A 15,560-nucleotide genomic window follows, 5' to 3' on the forward strand; every position below is an offset into this window, starting at 1 on the left:
CGGGTTCCCGGGCTCAGGTCGACGGGGTGTCCGGCCTCAGGGCGGGGGGCCCAGCGGGGCGCGGCGAGCGGACCGTCCGGTGGGGGCGGCGCCGCGCGCCCGGCGGCGCCGTGCGCCACTCGCTCCGCGGGCGCACTACCCTCGGTGCCCATGAGCGACAGGCACATCAGTCAGCACTTCGAGACCCTCGCGATCCACGCGGGCAACACCGCCGACCCGGCGACCGGCGCGGTCGTCCCGCCGATCTACCAGGTCTCGACCTACAAGCAGGACGGCGTGGGCGGCCTGCGCGGCGGTTACGAGTACAGCCGCAGCGCCAACCCGACCCGCACGGCCCTCGAGGAGAACCTCGCCGCCCTGGAGGGCGGCCGCCGCGGCCTCGCGTTCGCGTCCGGACTGGCGGCCGAGGACTGCCTGCTGCGTACGCTGCTCTCGCCCGGTGATCACGTCGTCATCCCCAACGACGCGTACGGCGGAACGTTCCGTCTCTTCGCCAAGGTCGTCGCCCGGTGGGGCGTGGAGTGGTCGGTCGCGGACAGCAGCGACCCGGCAGCTCTGCGTGCCGCCATGACTCCGAAGACCAAGGTCGTGTGGGTGGAGACCCCCTCCAACCCGCTGCTCGGCATCACCGACATCGCCGCCGTCGCCCAGGTCGCCCGGGACGGCGGCGCCAGGCTCGTCGTCGACAACACCTTCGCGACGCCGTACCTGCAGCAGCCCCTCAGCCTGGGGGCGGACGTGGTCGTGCACTCGCTGACCAAGTACATGGGCGGCCACTCCGACGTCGTCGGCGGCGCGCTGATCGTGGACGACGCGGCGCTGGGCGAGGAGCTGGCGTTCCACCAGAACGCGATGGGCGCGGTCGCGGGACCGTTCGACTCCTGGCTGGTGCTGCGCGGCACCAAGACCCTCGCGGTGCGCATGGACCGGCACAGCGAGAACGCCACGAAGGTCGCCGACCTGCTGTCGCGGCACCCGCGCGTGACGAGCGTCCTCTACCCGGGCCTGCCCGAGCACCCCGGTCACGAGATCGCCGCGAAGCAGATGAGGGCGTTCGGCGGCATGGTGTCCTTCCGCGTCGAGGGCGGCGAGGAGGCGGCCGTCGAGGTCTGCAACCGCGCCCAGGTCTTCACGCTCGGCGAGTCGCTCGGCGGTGTCGAGTCGCTCATCGAGCACCCGGGACGCATGACGCACGCCTCCGCGGCCGGTTCCGCCCTGGAGGTCCCCGGCGACCTGGTCCGCCTCTCCGTGGGCATCGAGAACGCCGACGACCTGCTGGAGGACCTGAAGCAGGCCCTCGGCTAGCAGGTGCGCCCGCCGTCGGCCCGGCCCTCCCCGTCGCGTCCGGGCAGAGCCGGGCCGCCGCCTGCGCGGTCCGCCCATCCCCGCCCGCCGGGAAGACGGCGACGGCGACGGCGACGGCGCCGACACGGTGGCTGTGGCTCTGCGGCGACGGTGACGACAGACGACGACGGCCGCGGCGACGACGGTGACACCCACACCTACACGGTCACGGCGGTGGGCGGCGGCCGTGCCGGGAGGAGCGCGGTCGTCGCCCGTCTCACCAGCCGGTCACGGGCGGAGTCGTCTGCGACGGCGGCTCCGCCCACGGCCGGGCCGTCAGGGCCCACACGGCGGAGGCCACGCAGGCGGCGAGCAGCAGCAGCCCCATCACCCGGAGCGCGAGCGTCCGGCGGCGCAGCACGCGCCCGCCGCGCCGTACGGCCTCCGCGCACAGATCCGGCGGTACCGGGGGTGAGGACTGCTCCAGCATCCGCCGCACGGCCGCCTCACGCTCCGCCCGGTTCACACCGGCCACCCCCTCGGCCACCCTCACGAGCCCACCCACCACACCGTCGTCGTCGGCGCGCCGCGCTCCCGCGCCCCGTCACGGCGAAGCCACCCTCCGGCCGCGGACGCCCGGCGCGGGAGGGGCGTGGGAGGCGCGGGGCGCGCGGGTGAGGGTGACGGTCGCGCGTTCGCAGAGGGTGCGGACCCGGTCCGTGGGCAGACCGAGCAGCGCCGCCGCCTGCTCCTCGGCGACGCCTTCGTACAGTCTGAGGACGAGGAGCAGGCGCTCCTGGGGACTCAGGGCGGCCAGCACGCCGACGTGCTGCGGGCGGGAGCGGCCGGGGCCGCCGTGCCGGGGGCCGGGCCGGTGCCACGCCTCGCGCCAGAAGCGGGTGGCCAGGTGCCGGCGGGCCCGGTCGTAGGGGTCCTCGCCGCGCAGCCGGTCCCAGTCCGCGTACGTGCGCGCGAGGGCCAGGGTCAGCAGGCGCCGCGCGCGCGGGTTGTCGTCCAGGGCCTCCGCGGTGAGCAGGGTGGCGGTGTGCAGCATCCGGCCCGCCGCTCCGGCGACGAAGGCCTCGAACTCGCCGTCCCGGCGAGCCCCGTGGGACGCCTGCCGTCTCCGCACCGCGCCTCCCCGCCGAGGGCGACCTCCGAAAGGGGACCCCGTGCGCGTGCGGACCGCGCGGCCGCGCACGACGGGGACCCGGTCCCATCTGAGGCCAGGCGCGGCCCCGGGTCAAGAGCCGCGGCAGCGGGTCAGGACGCCGGCGGGGTGTCCGTGCCCGGCGTGCCCTGGGCCGCCTGGCGGGCGGAGAGGGCCCGGTTGAAGCGCGTGAGCAGGGCGCAGAAGGTCTCGCGGTCCTCGGGCGTCCAGTCGTGGGTCAGCTCGGCCATCAGCCGGCGCCGGGACGAGCGCACCTCCTCCAGCCGCGCCAGCCCGCGCGGGGACAGCTGCAGGACGACCGCCCGCCCGTCCTCCGGGTGCGAGGTCCGCTTGACGAGCCCGGTGTCGACGAGGGGAGCCACCTGCCGGGTGACCGTGGAGGAGTCGATGCCCATGCTGGCGGCGAGCGCCTTGACGCCCATCGGGCCCTCGGTGTCGAGGCGGTTGAGCAGCAGGTAGGCGGCGCGGTCCATGGAGTTGCGCACCTGCCCGACCCCGCCGAGCCGGGTCTGTTCGGCACGGCGGGCGAACAGTGCCACCTCGTGCTGCAGCGTGTCGAGAAGACCGGGATCACCGACGGTCGTCATGTCCATCGACATTTCAGGTGTGGGCATGGCCGGGGGCTCACTTCATGAAGGGGGTGCTGGGTTGGGGGACAGGGTACGCGGCCGGGTGGCGGGGCGTACCGGCGCTGCGGGAACCCGTCCCGGAGGTTGGTCACACCGCCGTTTCGCGCCGGTGAACTGCGAGACTGGCGTCATGAACTACCGCACGGCCGACATCCTGCCGCTCGTCACCCTCGACGACGTCCGCGGCGCCCAGAAGATGCTCTCGGGTGTCGCACGGGTGACCGCGATGGAGGGCAGCAGGCACCTGTCCCGCCTCGTGGGCGCGCCGGTGCAGCTCAAGTGCGAGAACCTGCAGCGTACGGGGTCGTTCAAGCTGCGCGGCGCCTATGTGCGCATCGCCGGGCTGCTGCCCGAGGAGCGTGCGGCCGGGGTGGTGGCCGCGAGCGCCGGGAACCACGCGCAGGGCGTCGCCCTGGCGTCGTCGCTGCTCGGTGTGCACGCCACGGTGTTCATGCCGAGGAGCGCGCCGCTGCCCAAGATCAGTGCCACCCGTGAGTACGGGGCCGAGGTGCGCCTGCACGGCCAGGTGGTCGACGAGACGCTGGCCGCGGCCCAGGAGTACGCGGCGGCGACCGGCGCGGTGTTCATCCACCCGTTCGACCACCCCGACGTCATCGCGGGCCAGGGCGTGGTCGGGCTGGAGATCCTGGAGCAGTGCCCGGAGGTGCGCACGGTCGTGGTCGGCGTCGGCGGCGGGGGGCTCGCGGCCGGTGTCGCCGTGGCGGTGAAGGGACTGCGGCCGGACGTGCGGATCGTCGGGGTGCAGGCGGCGGGCTCGGCGGCGTACCCGCCCTCGCTCGAGGCCGGGCGCCCGGTGTCGATCGAGCACCCGGTGACGATGGCCGACGGCATCAGGGTCGGGCGGCCGGGCGCCGTGCCCTTCGGGCTCGTCCGCGACCTGGTGGACGAGGTGCGCACGGTCAGTGAGGACGCGCTGTCCGCCGCGCTGCTGCTGTGCCTGGAGCGGGCGAAGCTGGTGGTCGAGCCGGCGGGGGCCAGTCCGGTGGCGGCGCTGCTGAGCGACCCGCACGCCTTCGAGGGGCCGGTGGTGGCGGTGCTGTCCGGCGGCAACGTCGATCCGGTGCTGCTGCAGCGCGTGCTGCGGCACGGCATGGCCGCGCAGGGCCGCTACCTGGCCGTCCGGCTGCGTCTGCCGGACCGGCCCGGCGCGCTCGCGACGCTTCTCGGGGTGTTGTCAGTGGCCGACGCTAACGTCCTCGACGTGAGCCATGTACGGACCGATCCACGGCTCGGGTTCACGGAGGCGGAGGTGGAGCTGCATCTGGAGACGAAGGGTCCGGCGCACTGCGCCGAGGTGGACCAGGCACTGCGCGACGCCGGCTACACGGTCATCGACTGAGTCCGCCGGTGCCGCACGGGCCGCGGCGGGCAGCGGCCGGGGCGCGCCCCGGCCGGGGGCGCGGTGCGACGCCCTCTGCCCCGGCGCGGCCCGCGTGTGCCGCCTGCCGGCGACGTCGGTCCGCGGGACGGGCAGCGCCTCCTTCGTCACTGGTTCGGGAAAGTCCGTCGACAGACGCGATACATCGCGTTACTGTGTGGCGCGCACCACTCCGCTGGTGTCTCAATACGCGCGAACCCAGACTTTTTCAACCGAATTCCTGCGACCCACGACCACGACCAAGGACGGGGAGACTCACATGCCAGGTGCCATCCATGCCGAAGGCCTGGTGAAGACCTTCGGTGACGTAAGGGCTCTGGACGGCATCGACCTCGACGTGCCCGAGGGCACGGTGCTGGGGCTGCTCGGGCCCAACGGCGCGGGCAAGACGACCGCCGTCCGCTGCCTGACGACCCTGCTGCGCCCCGACAGCGGCCGGGCCGTCGTCGCGGGCCTGGACGTGATGACCCAGCCCAACGAGGTACGGCGCTCGATCGGGCTGTCCGGCCAGTTCGCCGCGGTCGACGAATACCTGACCGGCCGCGAGAACCTCCAGATGGTGGGGCAGCTCTACCAGATGAGGGCCGGGGCGGCGAAGGCCCGGGCCGCGGAGCTGCTGGAGCAGTTCAACCTGGCGGACGCCGCCGACCGGCCCGCGAAGACGTACTCCGGCGGTATGCGCCGCCGGCTGGACCTCGCGGCCGCGCTCGTGGTCTCCCCGCCGGTGATGTTCATGGACGAGCCGACGACCGGACTCGACCCGCGCAACCGCCAGCAGCTGTGGGAGGTCATCAAGCAGCTCGTCTCCGGCGGCACGACGCTGCTGCTGACCACGCAGTACCTCGAAGAGGCCGACCACCTCGCACACGACATCGCGGTCGTCGACCACGGCCGGGTCATCGCCCGCGGCACGTCCGACGAGCTCAAGGCCCGCACGGGCGGGGAGCGCGTGGAGGTCGTGGTGCACGAGCGCGCGCACACGGCCACCGCGGCCGAGGTGCTGCGCGGCTTCGGCAAGGGGGACGTGACCACCGAGGAGCACACCCGCCGCCTCACGGTGCCCGTCACCGGCGGCGCGAAGCTGCTGGCCGAGGTCATCCGCGAGCTGGACGCCCGCGGCATCGAGATCGACGACATCGGTCTGCGCCGCCCCACCCTCGACGACGTGTTCCTGTCCCTGACCGGTCACGTCGCCGAATCGAAGGACGCCTTCGACGACCACGACGACCACGACGACCACGACGGCGGCGCGGCCACCAGGGACCGCCGGCGCAAGAAGGAGACCGCCCAGTGAGCGCCCTCACCGACACCGCGCGCACCGCCGCGCCCGGCAACGCCGTCAGCCAGTCCGTCCGCGACTCGCTGGTCGTGGCCAAGCGCAACCTGATCCGGATGTCGCGGATCCCCGAGATGGTCATCTTCGGGCTCATCCAGCCGATCATGTTCGTGGTGCTGTTCTCGTACGTCTTCGGCGGTTCGATGCGCATCGGCGACACCACGGACCCCGAGGCCTACCGGAACTTCCTGATGGCGGGCATCTTCGCGCAGACGGTCACGTTCGCCACCGCCGGCGCCGGGGCGGGCATCGCCGACGACATGCACAAGGGGCTGATCGACCGCTTCCGCTCGCTGCCCATGGCGCGGGGCGCCGTGCTGACCGGCCGCACCTTCGCCGACCTGGTGCAGACGGCGCTGACCCTGCTGGTCCTCGCCGTGGTCGCCCTGCTGGTCGGCTGGCGCGTCGGGTCGAACGGCGAGACGAACGTCGGCAAGGCGCTCGGCGCCTTCGGCCTGCTGCTCCTCCTCGGCTACGCCTTCACCTGGATCGGCGCCCTGATCGGCCTGTCGGTCCGCACGCCGGAGGCGGCCACGTCGGGCGGGCTGATCTGGCTCTTCCCGGTCACGTTCATCTCGAACGCCTTCGTGGACTCGAGCAACATGACCCCCTGGCTGCGGCACATCGCCGAGTGGAACCCGTTCAGCGCCACGGTGCAGGCCTGCCGGGTGCTGTTCGCCAACCCCGGCCAGTCGCAGTCGGACGCCTGGCCCATGCAGCACCCGGTCTGGGCCTCGCTGATCTACTCGGCCGTCATCATCGTCGTCTTCCGCACCCTCGCCGTACGGAAGTACCGCTCGGCCGGCGCCTAGAGCGGAGGAGCGCCCGCCGGGACGTCCGGTGGCGGACATGGTGGAGCCCCCGGCGAGGGATTCGCGCCGGGGGCTCGTCGAAGGGGCGCAGGCGATGCGCGGGGCCGGTCCCGTGACCGGCCGGACTCAGCCCGTGTAGGGCTCGGCCTTCAGGATCCTGACGGAGGCCTTCTTGCCGTTGGGCAGCTCGTACTCCGCGTCCTCGCCGACCTTGTGGCCGATCACGCCGGCGCCGAGCGGCGACTGCGGCGAGTAGGTCTCGATGTCGGCGCTCGCGTACTCGCGCGAGGCGAGCAGGAAGGTCAGGGTGTCGTCCTCGTCGCCGTCGAAGGCGATCGTGACGACCATGCCGGGCGCGACGGCACCGTCCGCGGCCGGCGGTTCGCCGACCTTGGCGTTCTCGAGGAGCTGGGTCAGCTGGCGTACGCGGAGCTCCTGCTTGCCCTGCTCCTCCTTGGCCGCGTGGTACCCGCCGTTCTCGCGCAGGTCGCCCTCCTCGCGCGCGGCCGCGATCTTGGCGGCGATCTCCGTGCGCGCAGGACCAGTAAGGTACTCAAGCTCGTCCTTGAGCTTGTTGTACGCCTCCTGGGTCAGCCAGGTGACGTTCTCGCTGGTCTGGGTCACAGGTGCTCCTCGTCGGTGCTGGGAATACAAAGCATCGCCCTACCCAGAAGGATGTTCACTCATGGATGGGCGAAACCACGAGCCTAACAATTCACGGCCCGAAGGGGGAGGACATAAGCCCACAGACTGGCGTCAACACAGCTCGGCGACTACGTATTCCGGCTGAGGCGGTGCGTCAGCCGGCGTGGCAGCCGAGCAGTTCGGCCGTGCTTCCCCGCGCTGTCGTACGCAGCGTGACGACCTTGTCGATCCGGGTGGCGTGCTCGTCGAAGCGGAAGTCCGCGCGGCCCACCTCGGAGCGGTTCTCGTCCTGCGAACGCAGCGTGCAGTAGCCGCGCGCGTCGGCGTCCTTGCGGACCTCCAGGTGGACCCTGACCGCGTTGTCGGAGGCCTCGAAGGTGATCACCTGGCCGCTGATCTCGGTGCCGCCGACGTAGGTGTAGGCGAAGCAGCCGATCAGGGCGACGAGGACCCCGCCCAGTACGGCACCGACGATCTTGAGCGTGCGGTCGGCACGCCCGTCCGGGGAGCGGCCGTAGCGGCCCTCGGGCAGCCGGGTGCTCGCCGTGCTCATGATCGTCCTCTCGGCAGGTGCGGGACGACGGTCCCGCGGGGGCGCCCGGAGGGGCACCCCGGAATTATTCGCCCCCCGATTCGGTCACTATAGAAGCCCCCGCACCGCAGCCCGACCGCCACCCCGGAAGACGTTCCGGCGGGACGGCCCCTGTTGACTGCGCCGACACGGGCGCCGACTTACCTGAGGATTGAGCCTTGACTGACCAGCTGCGACTGATGGCCGTGCACGCGCACCCCGACGACGAGTCGAGCAAGGGCGCGGCCACCATGGCGAAGTACGTGTCCGAGGGGGTGGAGGTGCTGGTGGTGACCTGCACGGGCGGAGAGCGCGGCTCCATCCTCAACCCCAAGCTCCAGGGCGACAAGTACGTCGAGGAGCACATCCACGAGGTGCGCAAGAAGGAGATGGACGAGGCCCGGGAGATCCTCGGCGTCCGGCAGGAGTGGCTCGGCTTCGTCGACTCCGGCCTGCCCGAGGGCGACCCGCTGCCGCCGCTGCCGGAGGGCTGCTTCGCCCTGGAGGACGTCGACAAGGCGGCCGGCGAGCTGGTGAAGCAGATCCGCTCCTTCCGCCCGCAGGTGATCACCACCTACGACGAGAACGGCGGCTACCCGCACCCCGACCACATCATGACCCACAAGATCTCCATGGTGGCGTTCGAGGGCGCGGCGGACCGCGAGAAGTACCCCGAGGAGGAGTTCGGTCCCGCGTACCAGCCGCTGAAGCTGTACTACAACCAGGGCTTCAACCGCCCCCGCACGGAGGCGCTGCACCAGGCCATGCTGGACCGCGGCCTGGAGTCCCCCTACGGCGAGTGGCTCAAGCGCTGGGAGAAGTCCGGCCACAAGGAGCGCACCCTCACCACGCACGTCCCCTGCGCGGACTTCTTCGAGATCCGCGACAAGGCGCTGATCGCGCACGCCACCCAGATCGACCCCGACGGCGGCTGGTTCCGGGTGCCGATGGAGGTGCAGAAGGAGGTCTGGCCGACGGAGGAGTACGAGCTCGCGAAGTCCCTCGTCGACACCTCGCTCCCCGAGGACGACCTCTTCGCGGGCGTCCGGCGGAGCTGAGGGACAATACCTGCATGAGCGCAAGCGCGAGCCTGGCAATGACGCAGCTGGTCCACCTCGCCGAGGTCGACCAGGACAAGGTCACCCCCGGCATCCTCGGCTTCATCGTCTTCGCGGTGATGGGCCTCGCCGTGTGGGGTCTGATGAAGTCCATGAGCCGCCACATGGGCAAGGTCGACTTCAAGGAGGCCCCGGATCCGAAGGCGGAGTCCGCGGCCGCGGTGGACTCCCGGCCCCGCCGGAACTGACACGGGGCGGGCCGGGGACCGCCGCCGACGGGTCCCCGGCGCCGCCGCGCCCGCGTCCGGCCGCGCCCCGCGTGTCCCGCGCGCGGGCCGCGGCCGTGTGCCGGACCGGCCGAGGTCACGTTCCGTGCCCGCCCGGGGCGGGTGAGGCAGGATGGGGTCATGCCGAACCGACTGGCTCATGAGACGTCCCCCTACCTCCTCCAGCACGCCGACAACCCGGTGGACTGGTGGCCCTGGTCGGGCGAGGCCTTCGAGGAGGCGCGGCGGCGTGACGTGCCCGTGCTGCTGAGCGTCGGGTACAGCAGCTGCCACTGGTGCCATGTGATGGCGCACGAGTCCTTCGAGGACCGGGCCACCGCCGACTTCCTGAACGAGCACTTCGTCAGCGTCAAGGTCGACCGCGAGGAGCGCCCCGACGTCGACGCCGTCTACATGGAGGCCGTGCAGGCGGCCACGGGGCAGGGCGGCTGGCCCATGACCGTGTTCCTCACCCCCGACGCCGAGCCGTTCTACTTCGGCACGTACTTCCCGCCGGCGCCCCGCCACGGCACGCCCTCCTTCCGGCAGGTGCTGGGAGGCATCCAGCAGGCCTGGGACACCCGGCGCGGTGAGGTCACCGAGGTCGCCACGAAGATCGTGCGGGAGCTCACCGGACGCGAGCTGTCCTTCGGCGGCACGCGGGTGCCCGGCGAGGAGGAGCTCGCCCAGGCCCTCCTCGGGCTGACCCGCGAGTACGACCCGCAGCGCGGCGGTTTCGGCGGCGCGCCGAAGTTCCCGCCGTCCATGGTGATCGAGTTCCTGCTGCGCCACCACGCCCGCACCGGCTCCGAGGGCGCCCTGCAGATGGCGCAGGACACCTGCGAGCGCATGGCGCGCGGCGGGATGTACGACCAGCTCGGCGGCGGCTTCGCCCGCTACTCGGTGGACCGCGACTGGGTGGTGCCGCACTTCGAGAAGATGCTCTACGACAACGCGCTGCTGTGCCGCGTCTACGCCCACCTGTGGCGCGCCACCGGCTCGGAGGAGGCCCGCCGGGTCGCCCTGGAGACCGCCGACTTCATGGTCCGCGAACTGCGCACCGCCGAGGGCGGGTTCGCCTCGGCGCTGGACGCGGACAGCGACGACGGTACCGGCCGGCACGTGGAGGGCGTCTTCTACGTGTGGACGCCCGCGCAGCTGCGCGAGGTCCTCGGGGAGGAGGACGCCGGCCTCGCCGCCCGCTGCTTCGGCGTCACCGAGGAGGGCACCTTCGAGCACGGCGCCTCCGTCCTGCAGCTTCCGCGGCAGGCGGAGGTCTTCGACGCGCAGCGGGTGGCCTCCGTCAGGAGCCGGCTGTTCGAGGCGCGCAGCCGGCGCCCCGCTCCCGGCCGCGACGACAAGGTGGTGGCCGCGTGGAACGGGCTCGCCGTCGCCGCCCTCGCCGAGACCGGCGCCTACTTCGACCGCCCGGACCTCGTCGACGCGGCGGTCGGCGCCGCCGACCTGCTCGTACGGCTGCACCTGGACGACCACGCCCGGCTGGTCCGCACCAGCAGGGACGGCCGGGCCGGTGCGAACGCGGGCGTGCTGGAGGACTACGCGGATGTGGCGGAGGGCTTCCTCGCCCTCGCGTCCGTCACCGGGGAGGGCGTCTGGCTGGAGTTCGCGGGGCTGCTCCTCGACCACGTCCTCACCCTGTTCACCGACGACTCCGGCACCCTCTACGACACCGCGTCCGACGCCGAGCGGCTGATCCGCCGGCCGCAGGACCCCACCGACAACGCCACGCCGTCCGGGTGGACGGCCGCCGCGGGCGCCCTGCTCGGCTATGCGGCGCACACCGGTTCCGAACGCCATCGCACCGCCGCCGAGCGGGCCCTGGGCGTCGTGCAGGCGCTCGCTCCGCGTGTCCCGCGCTTCATCGGCTGGGGTCTCGCGGTCGCCGAGGCCCTGCTGGACGGGCCGCGCGAGGTGGCGGTCGTCGGCCCCGCGCTCGACGACGAGGCGACGAGGACCCTGCGCCGGACGGCGCTCCTGGGCACGGCCCCGGGAGCCGTCGTGGCCTGGGGCACGCCGGGGGGCGAGGAGTTCCCGCTCCTTGCCGACCGGCCGCTGGTGGACGGCGCGGCGACCGCGTACGTGTGCCGCAACTTCACCTGCGACGCCCCGACGACGGACCCGGACCGGCTGCGCACGGCGCTGGGCGGCTGAGCCGCGCGACGGCCCGCCGGGACGCCACGCGTCCTGCCCGGTGGGACGCCATGCCGGTGCGCGTCCCCGCCCGCCGGGAGGGGTCCGCGCGTGCGGGACGTCAGCCGGGCGCGCGGGTCGACGGCGGCCCCGCGTACTCGGCGAGGGCGCGCTCCACGATGGCCTCCAGGCGGTCGTGGTGGGCGCCCTTCCAGTAGGCGCGGCCGCAGTCGCGGCACTGGGCGAAGACGTCGTACGTGCGGTGGGTGCCGTGTTCGAGCTGCGGGGCGACCTCCTCCTTGGTGGCCTCCCGCAGCAGCCCGTTGCACGCGGTGCAGCGGGTCCAGGGCAGCAGCCGGGGGTGGAAGCGGCCGAGGACGTCGCGCAGCTGGTCCTCGGGGCGGGTGCTGTAGACGAAGGCGCCCGCCCACAGCTCACGGCGGCGCAGCAGCCCCCGGTCTCGGCTGAGCATGACCCGCCTCTCGGCCGCCGAGCGGGCGGCGAGCGCCGGGTCGCCGATGTCCGCGGACTCGTACGCCGTGTCGACGCCCAGCAGGCGCAGTCGGCGGGCGAGCGTGCCGAGATGGACGTCGAGGAGGAAGCGCAGGGGAGCGCCGGGGACGCGCTGCGGACGCTCGACGGCGCGCACCTGCACCGTCTCGGCCGCCTTCGGCACGTGCGACACCGGCACCTCGCGGCCGTCCACGACCAGCGAGCCGACCTCCGTCAGCGGTACGCCGAGGGACTCGACGACGTGCCCGAGCGTCGAGACGCCGTCGGTGACGACGGGGGTGGCGCCCCCTCGCCGGGCGTGGGGCACGAAGACGCGCAGGCCGGGCGCGAACTCCACGTGGATCTCGGGACCGTTCACCCGGCCAGGATGGCACGGAAAGCACGCCGGGAGCCCAGGGATTCGGTGCGGGGCTGTGAGGTGCCCGCCGGTGGGACCCGTCCACGCGGTCCGGCGGGCGGCGGGGGAGGCCGCGGGTCGGGTGGGCACGCGGAACGGCCACGGCCCTGACGGAGCCGTGGCCGGGGGAGTGGAGGCGACGGAGAGCTGCTACGTGTGCTGGTAGGCCACCAGCGAGATGCAGACGTAGTGGGCGACGAAGGCGGCCAGGGTGAAGGCGTGGAAGACCTCGTGGAAGCCGAACCAGCGCGGTGACGGGTTGGGCCGCTTGATGCCGTAGACCACGCCGCCCGCGCTGTAGAGCACGCCCCCGGTGATCACCAGGACGAGCACGGCGATGCCGCCGGTGCGCGCGAAGTCGGGCAGGTAGAAGACGGCCGCCCAGCCCATCGCGATGTAGCACGGGGTGTACAGCCAGCGCGGGGCACCCACCCAGAAGACGCGGAAGAGGATGCCGGCGGCGGCCGCGGCCCAGATGCCCCACAGCAGCAAGCGTCCCTGGGCGTCCGGCAGGAGCAGCAGGGTCAGCGGTGTGTAGGTGCCCGCGATGATCAGGAAGATGTTCGCGTGGTCGAGACGGCGGAGCAGGCCGTCCATGCGCGGGCTCCAGTCGCCCCGGTGGTACAGCGCGCTCACGCCGAAGAGCAGGCAGGCGGTCAGGGCGTAGATCCCGCAGGCAAGACGCCCGCGGGGGGAGTCGGCCAGCGCGGTGAGGGCCAGTCCGGCGATGAGTACGACCGGGAACATGCCGAGGTGCAGCCAGCCGCGCAGTCTGGGCTTGACCGGATGCGGCAGGGAGAGCGGCACCGGGCCGCGGCCGGCGGCCGGCGTGTCGAAAGGCTCGTCGGAAGCGGACGCAGTCATGGGCGGCATGGTACCTACGCCCCCGTAAGTCACGGGTCAGGGCATTGTCCAGGAGGGGCAACCGCAAAAACTTCTCCAGACGTGCCCAACGCGGACGCAAAAAAACACGGAAACCGTGGCGTTCCTCACTGCGCTCACCTGTGATGCCCTCTGGACAGATGGGCGGTATCGTCGGATGATCAAATGAGTGCGGTCGGCACCGGATGAGCGGCTACGAAGCATCCGGGTCGCGGCCCCCACGGGGCGACAAGGACAAAAATCCCTCATTTAGGAGCAATCGTGGCGCGCGACATCGCGGCTCCCCCCGTCATCCCGACCAACCATCAGGAACTGATCTCGTGGGTCGACGAGATCGCCGAGCTGACGCAGCCGGACAACGTGGTCTGGTGTGACGGATCCGAGGCCGAGTACGAGCGACTGTGCGAGGAGCTCGTCCGGAAGGGCACCTTCAGGAGACTCGACCCGATCAAGCGCCCCAACTCCTACGACGCGGCCTCCGACCCGACGGACGTCGCCCGCGTCGAGGACCGGACCTTCATCTGTTCCGAGAAGGAGGAGGACGCCGGTCCGACCAACCACTGGAAGGCGCCCGCGGAGATGCGGGAGATCTTCCAGGGCTCCGGCGGCCGGGGCGGCATCTTCCGCGGCTCCATGAAGGGCCGGACGATGTACGTCGTCCCGTTCTGCATGGGCCCGCTCGGGTCCCCGCTGTCCGCGATCGGCGTGGAGATCACCGACTCCGCCTACGTCGCCGTCTCCATGCGCACGATGACCCGCATGGGCCGGCCGGTGCTGGACGAGCTCGGCGACAGCGGCTTCTTCGTCAAGGCCGTCCACACCCTCGGCGCCCCGCTGGAGCCGGGACAGCAGGACGTGCCGTGGCCGTGCAACTCGACCAAGTACATCTCGCATTTCCCCGAGAGCCGGGAGATCTGGTCCTACGGCTCCGGCTACGGCGGCAACGCCCTGCTCGGCAAGAAGTGCTACGCCCTGCGCATCGCCTCCGTCATGGCGCGCGACGAGGGCTGGCTGGCCGAGCACATGCTCATCCTCAAACTCACCCCGCCGCAGGACGACCCTGCGGCCCGCAGGGCCTCGTTCGAGGGGGGTGGTGGGCGACGGGAGGGCGAACCCAAGTACGTTGCCGCCGCCTTTCCGAGTGCCTGCGGCAAGACGAACCTCGCCATGCTGGAGCCGACCATCTCCGGCTGGACCGTCGAGACCATCGGCGACGACATCGCGTGGATGCGCTTCGGCGAGGACGGCCGCCTGTACGCGATCAACCCCGAGGCCGGTTTCTTCGGCGTCGCGCCCGGCACCGGCGAGCACACCAACGCCAACGCGATGAAGACACTGTGGGGCAACGCGGTCTTCACCAACGTCGCCCTCACCGACGACAACGACGTGTGGTGGGAGGGCATGACCGAGGAGCCGCCCGCCCATCTGACCGACTGGAAGGGCAACGACTGGACGCCCGGGTCGCAGACCCCGGCCGCCCACCCCAACGCCCGCTTCACGGTCCCGGCGGCGCAGTGCCCGATCATCGCGCCGGAGTGGGAGGACCCCAAGGGCGTCCCGATCTCCGCGATCCTCTTCGGCGGCCGCCGCGCGAGCGCGGTGCCGCTGGTGACGGAGTCGTTCGACTGGAACCACGGTGTCTTCCTCGGCGCGAACGTGGCGTCGGAGAAGACCGCCGCGGCCGAGGGCAAGGTCGGCGAGCTGCGCCGCGACCCGTTCGCCATGCTGCCGTTCTGCGGCTACAACATGGGCGACTACATGGCCCACTGGATCGAGGTGGCCCAGGGCAGGGACCAGTCCAAGCTGCCGAAGATCTACTACGTCAACTGGTTCCGCAAGAACGACGAGGGCACGTTCGTCTGGCCCGGCTTCGGCGAGAACAGCCGCGTGCTGAAGTGGATCGTGGAGCGCCTGGCCGGCCGCGCCGAGGGCGTGGAGACCCCGATCGGCATCCTGCCGACCAAGGAGTCCCTGGACACGGAGGGCCTGGAGCTGTCGGAGTCCGACCTGGACTTCCTGCTCACCGTCGACAAGGACGTCTGGCGCGAGGAGGCGGCGCTCATCCCCGAGCACCTCAACACCTTCGGCGACCACACGCCCAAGGAGCTGTGGGACCAGTACCGCGCGCTGGTCGACCGCCTGGGCTGACGCCCCCGCGAGCTCCGCGGCCGGCCCCGACTTGCCCTGACCTGCGACGTCGCTCAGGCCGGCCGCGGTGACACCCCCAAGAGGCCGGGCGCGCACAACGGTGTGCGCGCCCGGCCTCTTCGGCGCGCGCGTGCCGCCCCCTCCCGGCTGCCCGCTTCGCGCCTCCGGCTGCCCGCTTCGCGCTTCCAGGCCGCCCGCTTCGCGCCCCCGGCCGTCCGGTTCGCGCAACGCCCGGCCCGCCGGCTCCGGGTCCGGCCCGTGTGGTTCGGGCAGGGCCTGCCCCGGCCCGCCACGCGAC

Annotated in this window: 15 protein-coding genes; 8 read left to right on the plus strand and 7 right to left on the minus strand. The window is 72.5% G+C overall.

From position 1 onward, the window contains the following. The first annotated feature begins 150 nt into the window (after positions 1–150). The gene (locus tag ABZ920_RS09650; RefSeq protein WP_361500845.1) at positions 151–1,305 is read left to right on the plus strand and encodes a cystathionine gamma-synthase; all 1,155 of its coding nucleotides are present in this window, start codon (positions 151–153) and stop codon (positions 1,303–1,305) included. 256 nt (positions 1,306–1,561) lie between these two features. Here the strand turns inward: ABZ920_RS09650 and ABZ920_RS09655 are convergent, their stop codons facing one another. The 3 genes from ABZ920_RS09655 to ABZ920_RS09665 all read right to left on the minus strand — a co-directional run bounded on the left by ABZ920_RS09655 (position 1,562) and on the right by ABZ920_RS09665 (position 3,069). Then, complete coding sequence (locus ABZ920_RS09655; RefSeq protein WP_361501003.1) at positions 1,562–1,810, minus strand: hypothetical protein; 249 nt, start codon at positions 1,808–1,810, stop codon at positions 1,562–1,564. Between the two features lie 78 nt (positions 1,811–1,888). Beyond that, a complete protein-coding gene (locus ABZ920_RS09660) occupies positions 1,889–2,416 on the minus strand; it encodes a sigma factor-like helix-turn-helix DNA-binding protein (protein ID WP_361500848.1) in 528 nt (175 codons plus the stop codon). Positions 2,417–2,547: 131 nt separating this feature from the next. Beyond that, positions 2,548–3,069, minus strand: a complete 522-nt coding sequence (locus ABZ920_RS09665) for a MarR family transcriptional regulator (protein WP_361500851.1) — start codon at positions 3,067–3,069, stop codon at positions 2,548–2,550. A 145-nt stretch (positions 3,070–3,214) separates the two neighbouring features. On the opposite strand from ABZ920_RS09665, the gene ilvA reads away from it, so the two are divergent. The 3 genes from ilvA to ABZ920_RS09680 all read left to right on the plus strand — a co-directional run bounded on the left by ilvA (position 3,215) and on the right by ABZ920_RS09680 (position 6,631). Continuing rightward, positions 3,215–4,444 (plus strand): threonine ammonia-lyase, encoded by a 1,230-nt coding sequence (gene ilvA, locus ABZ920_RS09670; RefSeq protein WP_361500854.1) that lies wholly within the window; start codon positions 3,215–3,217, stop codon positions 4,442–4,444. 298 nt (positions 4,445–4,742) lie between these two features. Then, positions 4,743–5,777: an ATP-binding cassette domain-containing protein gene (locus ABZ920_RS09675; protein ID WP_361500856.1), complete on the plus strand. Its 1,035-nt coding sequence runs from the start codon at positions 4,743–4,745 to the stop codon at positions 5,775–5,777. Continuing rightward, positions 5,774–6,631 (plus strand): ABC transporter permease, encoded by an 858-nt coding sequence (locus ABZ920_RS09680; RefSeq protein ID WP_361500859.1) that lies wholly within the window; start codon positions 5,774–5,776, stop codon positions 6,629–6,631. The genes ABZ920_RS09675 and ABZ920_RS09680 overlap by 4 nt, the downstream gene beginning before the upstream one ends. Before the next feature lie 126 nt (positions 6,632–6,757). Here ABZ920_RS09680 and greA read toward each other — a convergent pair whose 3' ends face one another. Continuing rightward, entirely contained in the window at positions 6,758–7,255 is a 498-nt protein-coding gene (greA, locus tag ABZ920_RS09685) for a transcription elongation factor GreA (RefSeq protein WP_030989689.1), read from the minus strand. 175 nt (positions 7,256–7,430) lie between these two features. Then, positions 7,431–7,829 carry a DUF4307 domain-containing protein gene (locus ABZ920_RS09690; protein WP_361500862.1) on the minus strand — a complete coding sequence of 133 codons (399 nt, stop codon included), beginning with the start codon at positions 7,827–7,829 and terminating at the stop codon, positions 7,431–7,433. A gap of 197 nt (positions 7,830–8,026) precedes the next feature. Between ABZ920_RS09690 and mca the strand changes: the two genes are divergently transcribed. The 3 genes from mca (at position 8,027) to ABZ920_RS09705 (ending at position 11,343) form a co-directional block, all read left to right on the plus strand. Continuing rightward, entirely contained in the window at positions 8,027–8,905 is an 879-nt protein-coding gene (gene mca, locus ABZ920_RS09695) for a mycothiol conjugate amidase Mca (RefSeq protein ID WP_361500865.1), read from the plus strand. A gap of 14 nt (positions 8,906–8,919) precedes the next feature. Continuing rightward, positions 8,920–9,153, plus strand: coding sequence for a hypothetical protein (locus ABZ920_RS09700; protein ID WP_361500868.1), 234 nt, complete (start codon positions 8,920–8,922; stop codon positions 9,151–9,153). A gap of 159 nt (positions 9,154–9,312) precedes the next feature. After that, positions 9,313–11,343, plus strand: coding sequence for a thioredoxin domain-containing protein (locus tag ABZ920_RS09705; protein WP_361500871.1), 2,031 nt, complete (start codon positions 9,313–9,315; stop codon positions 11,341–11,343). A gap of 100 nt (positions 11,344–11,443) precedes the next feature. Here ABZ920_RS09705 and ABZ920_RS09710 read toward each other — a convergent pair whose 3' ends face one another. Both ABZ920_RS09710 and ABZ920_RS09715 read right to left on the minus strand, forming a co-directional pair. Then, complete coding sequence (locus ABZ920_RS09710) at positions 11,444–12,193, minus strand: Mut7-C RNAse domain-containing protein (protein WP_361500874.1); 750 nt, start codon at positions 12,191–12,193, stop codon at positions 11,444–11,446. A gap of 189 nt (positions 12,194–12,382) precedes the next feature. Next, the gene (locus ABZ920_RS09715) at positions 12,383–13,096 is read right to left on the minus strand and encodes a hemolysin III family protein (RefSeq protein ID WP_361500877.1); all 714 of its coding nucleotides are present in this window, start codon (positions 13,094–13,096) and stop codon (positions 12,383–12,385) included. Positions 13,097–13,375: 279 nt separating this feature from the next. On the opposite strand from ABZ920_RS09715, the gene ABZ920_RS09720 reads away from it, so the two are divergent. Then, entirely contained in the window at positions 13,376–15,262 is a 1,887-nt protein-coding gene (locus ABZ920_RS09720) for a phosphoenolpyruvate carboxykinase (GTP) (RefSeq protein ID WP_361500880.1), read from the plus strand. Positions 15,263–15,560: the final 298 nt, after the last annotated feature.

This window comes from Streptomyces sp. NPDC046831 (genome assembly GCF_040645305.1).
Taxonomy (GTDB): Bacteria; Actinomycetota; Actinomycetes; order Streptomycetales; family Streptomycetaceae; genus Streptomyces.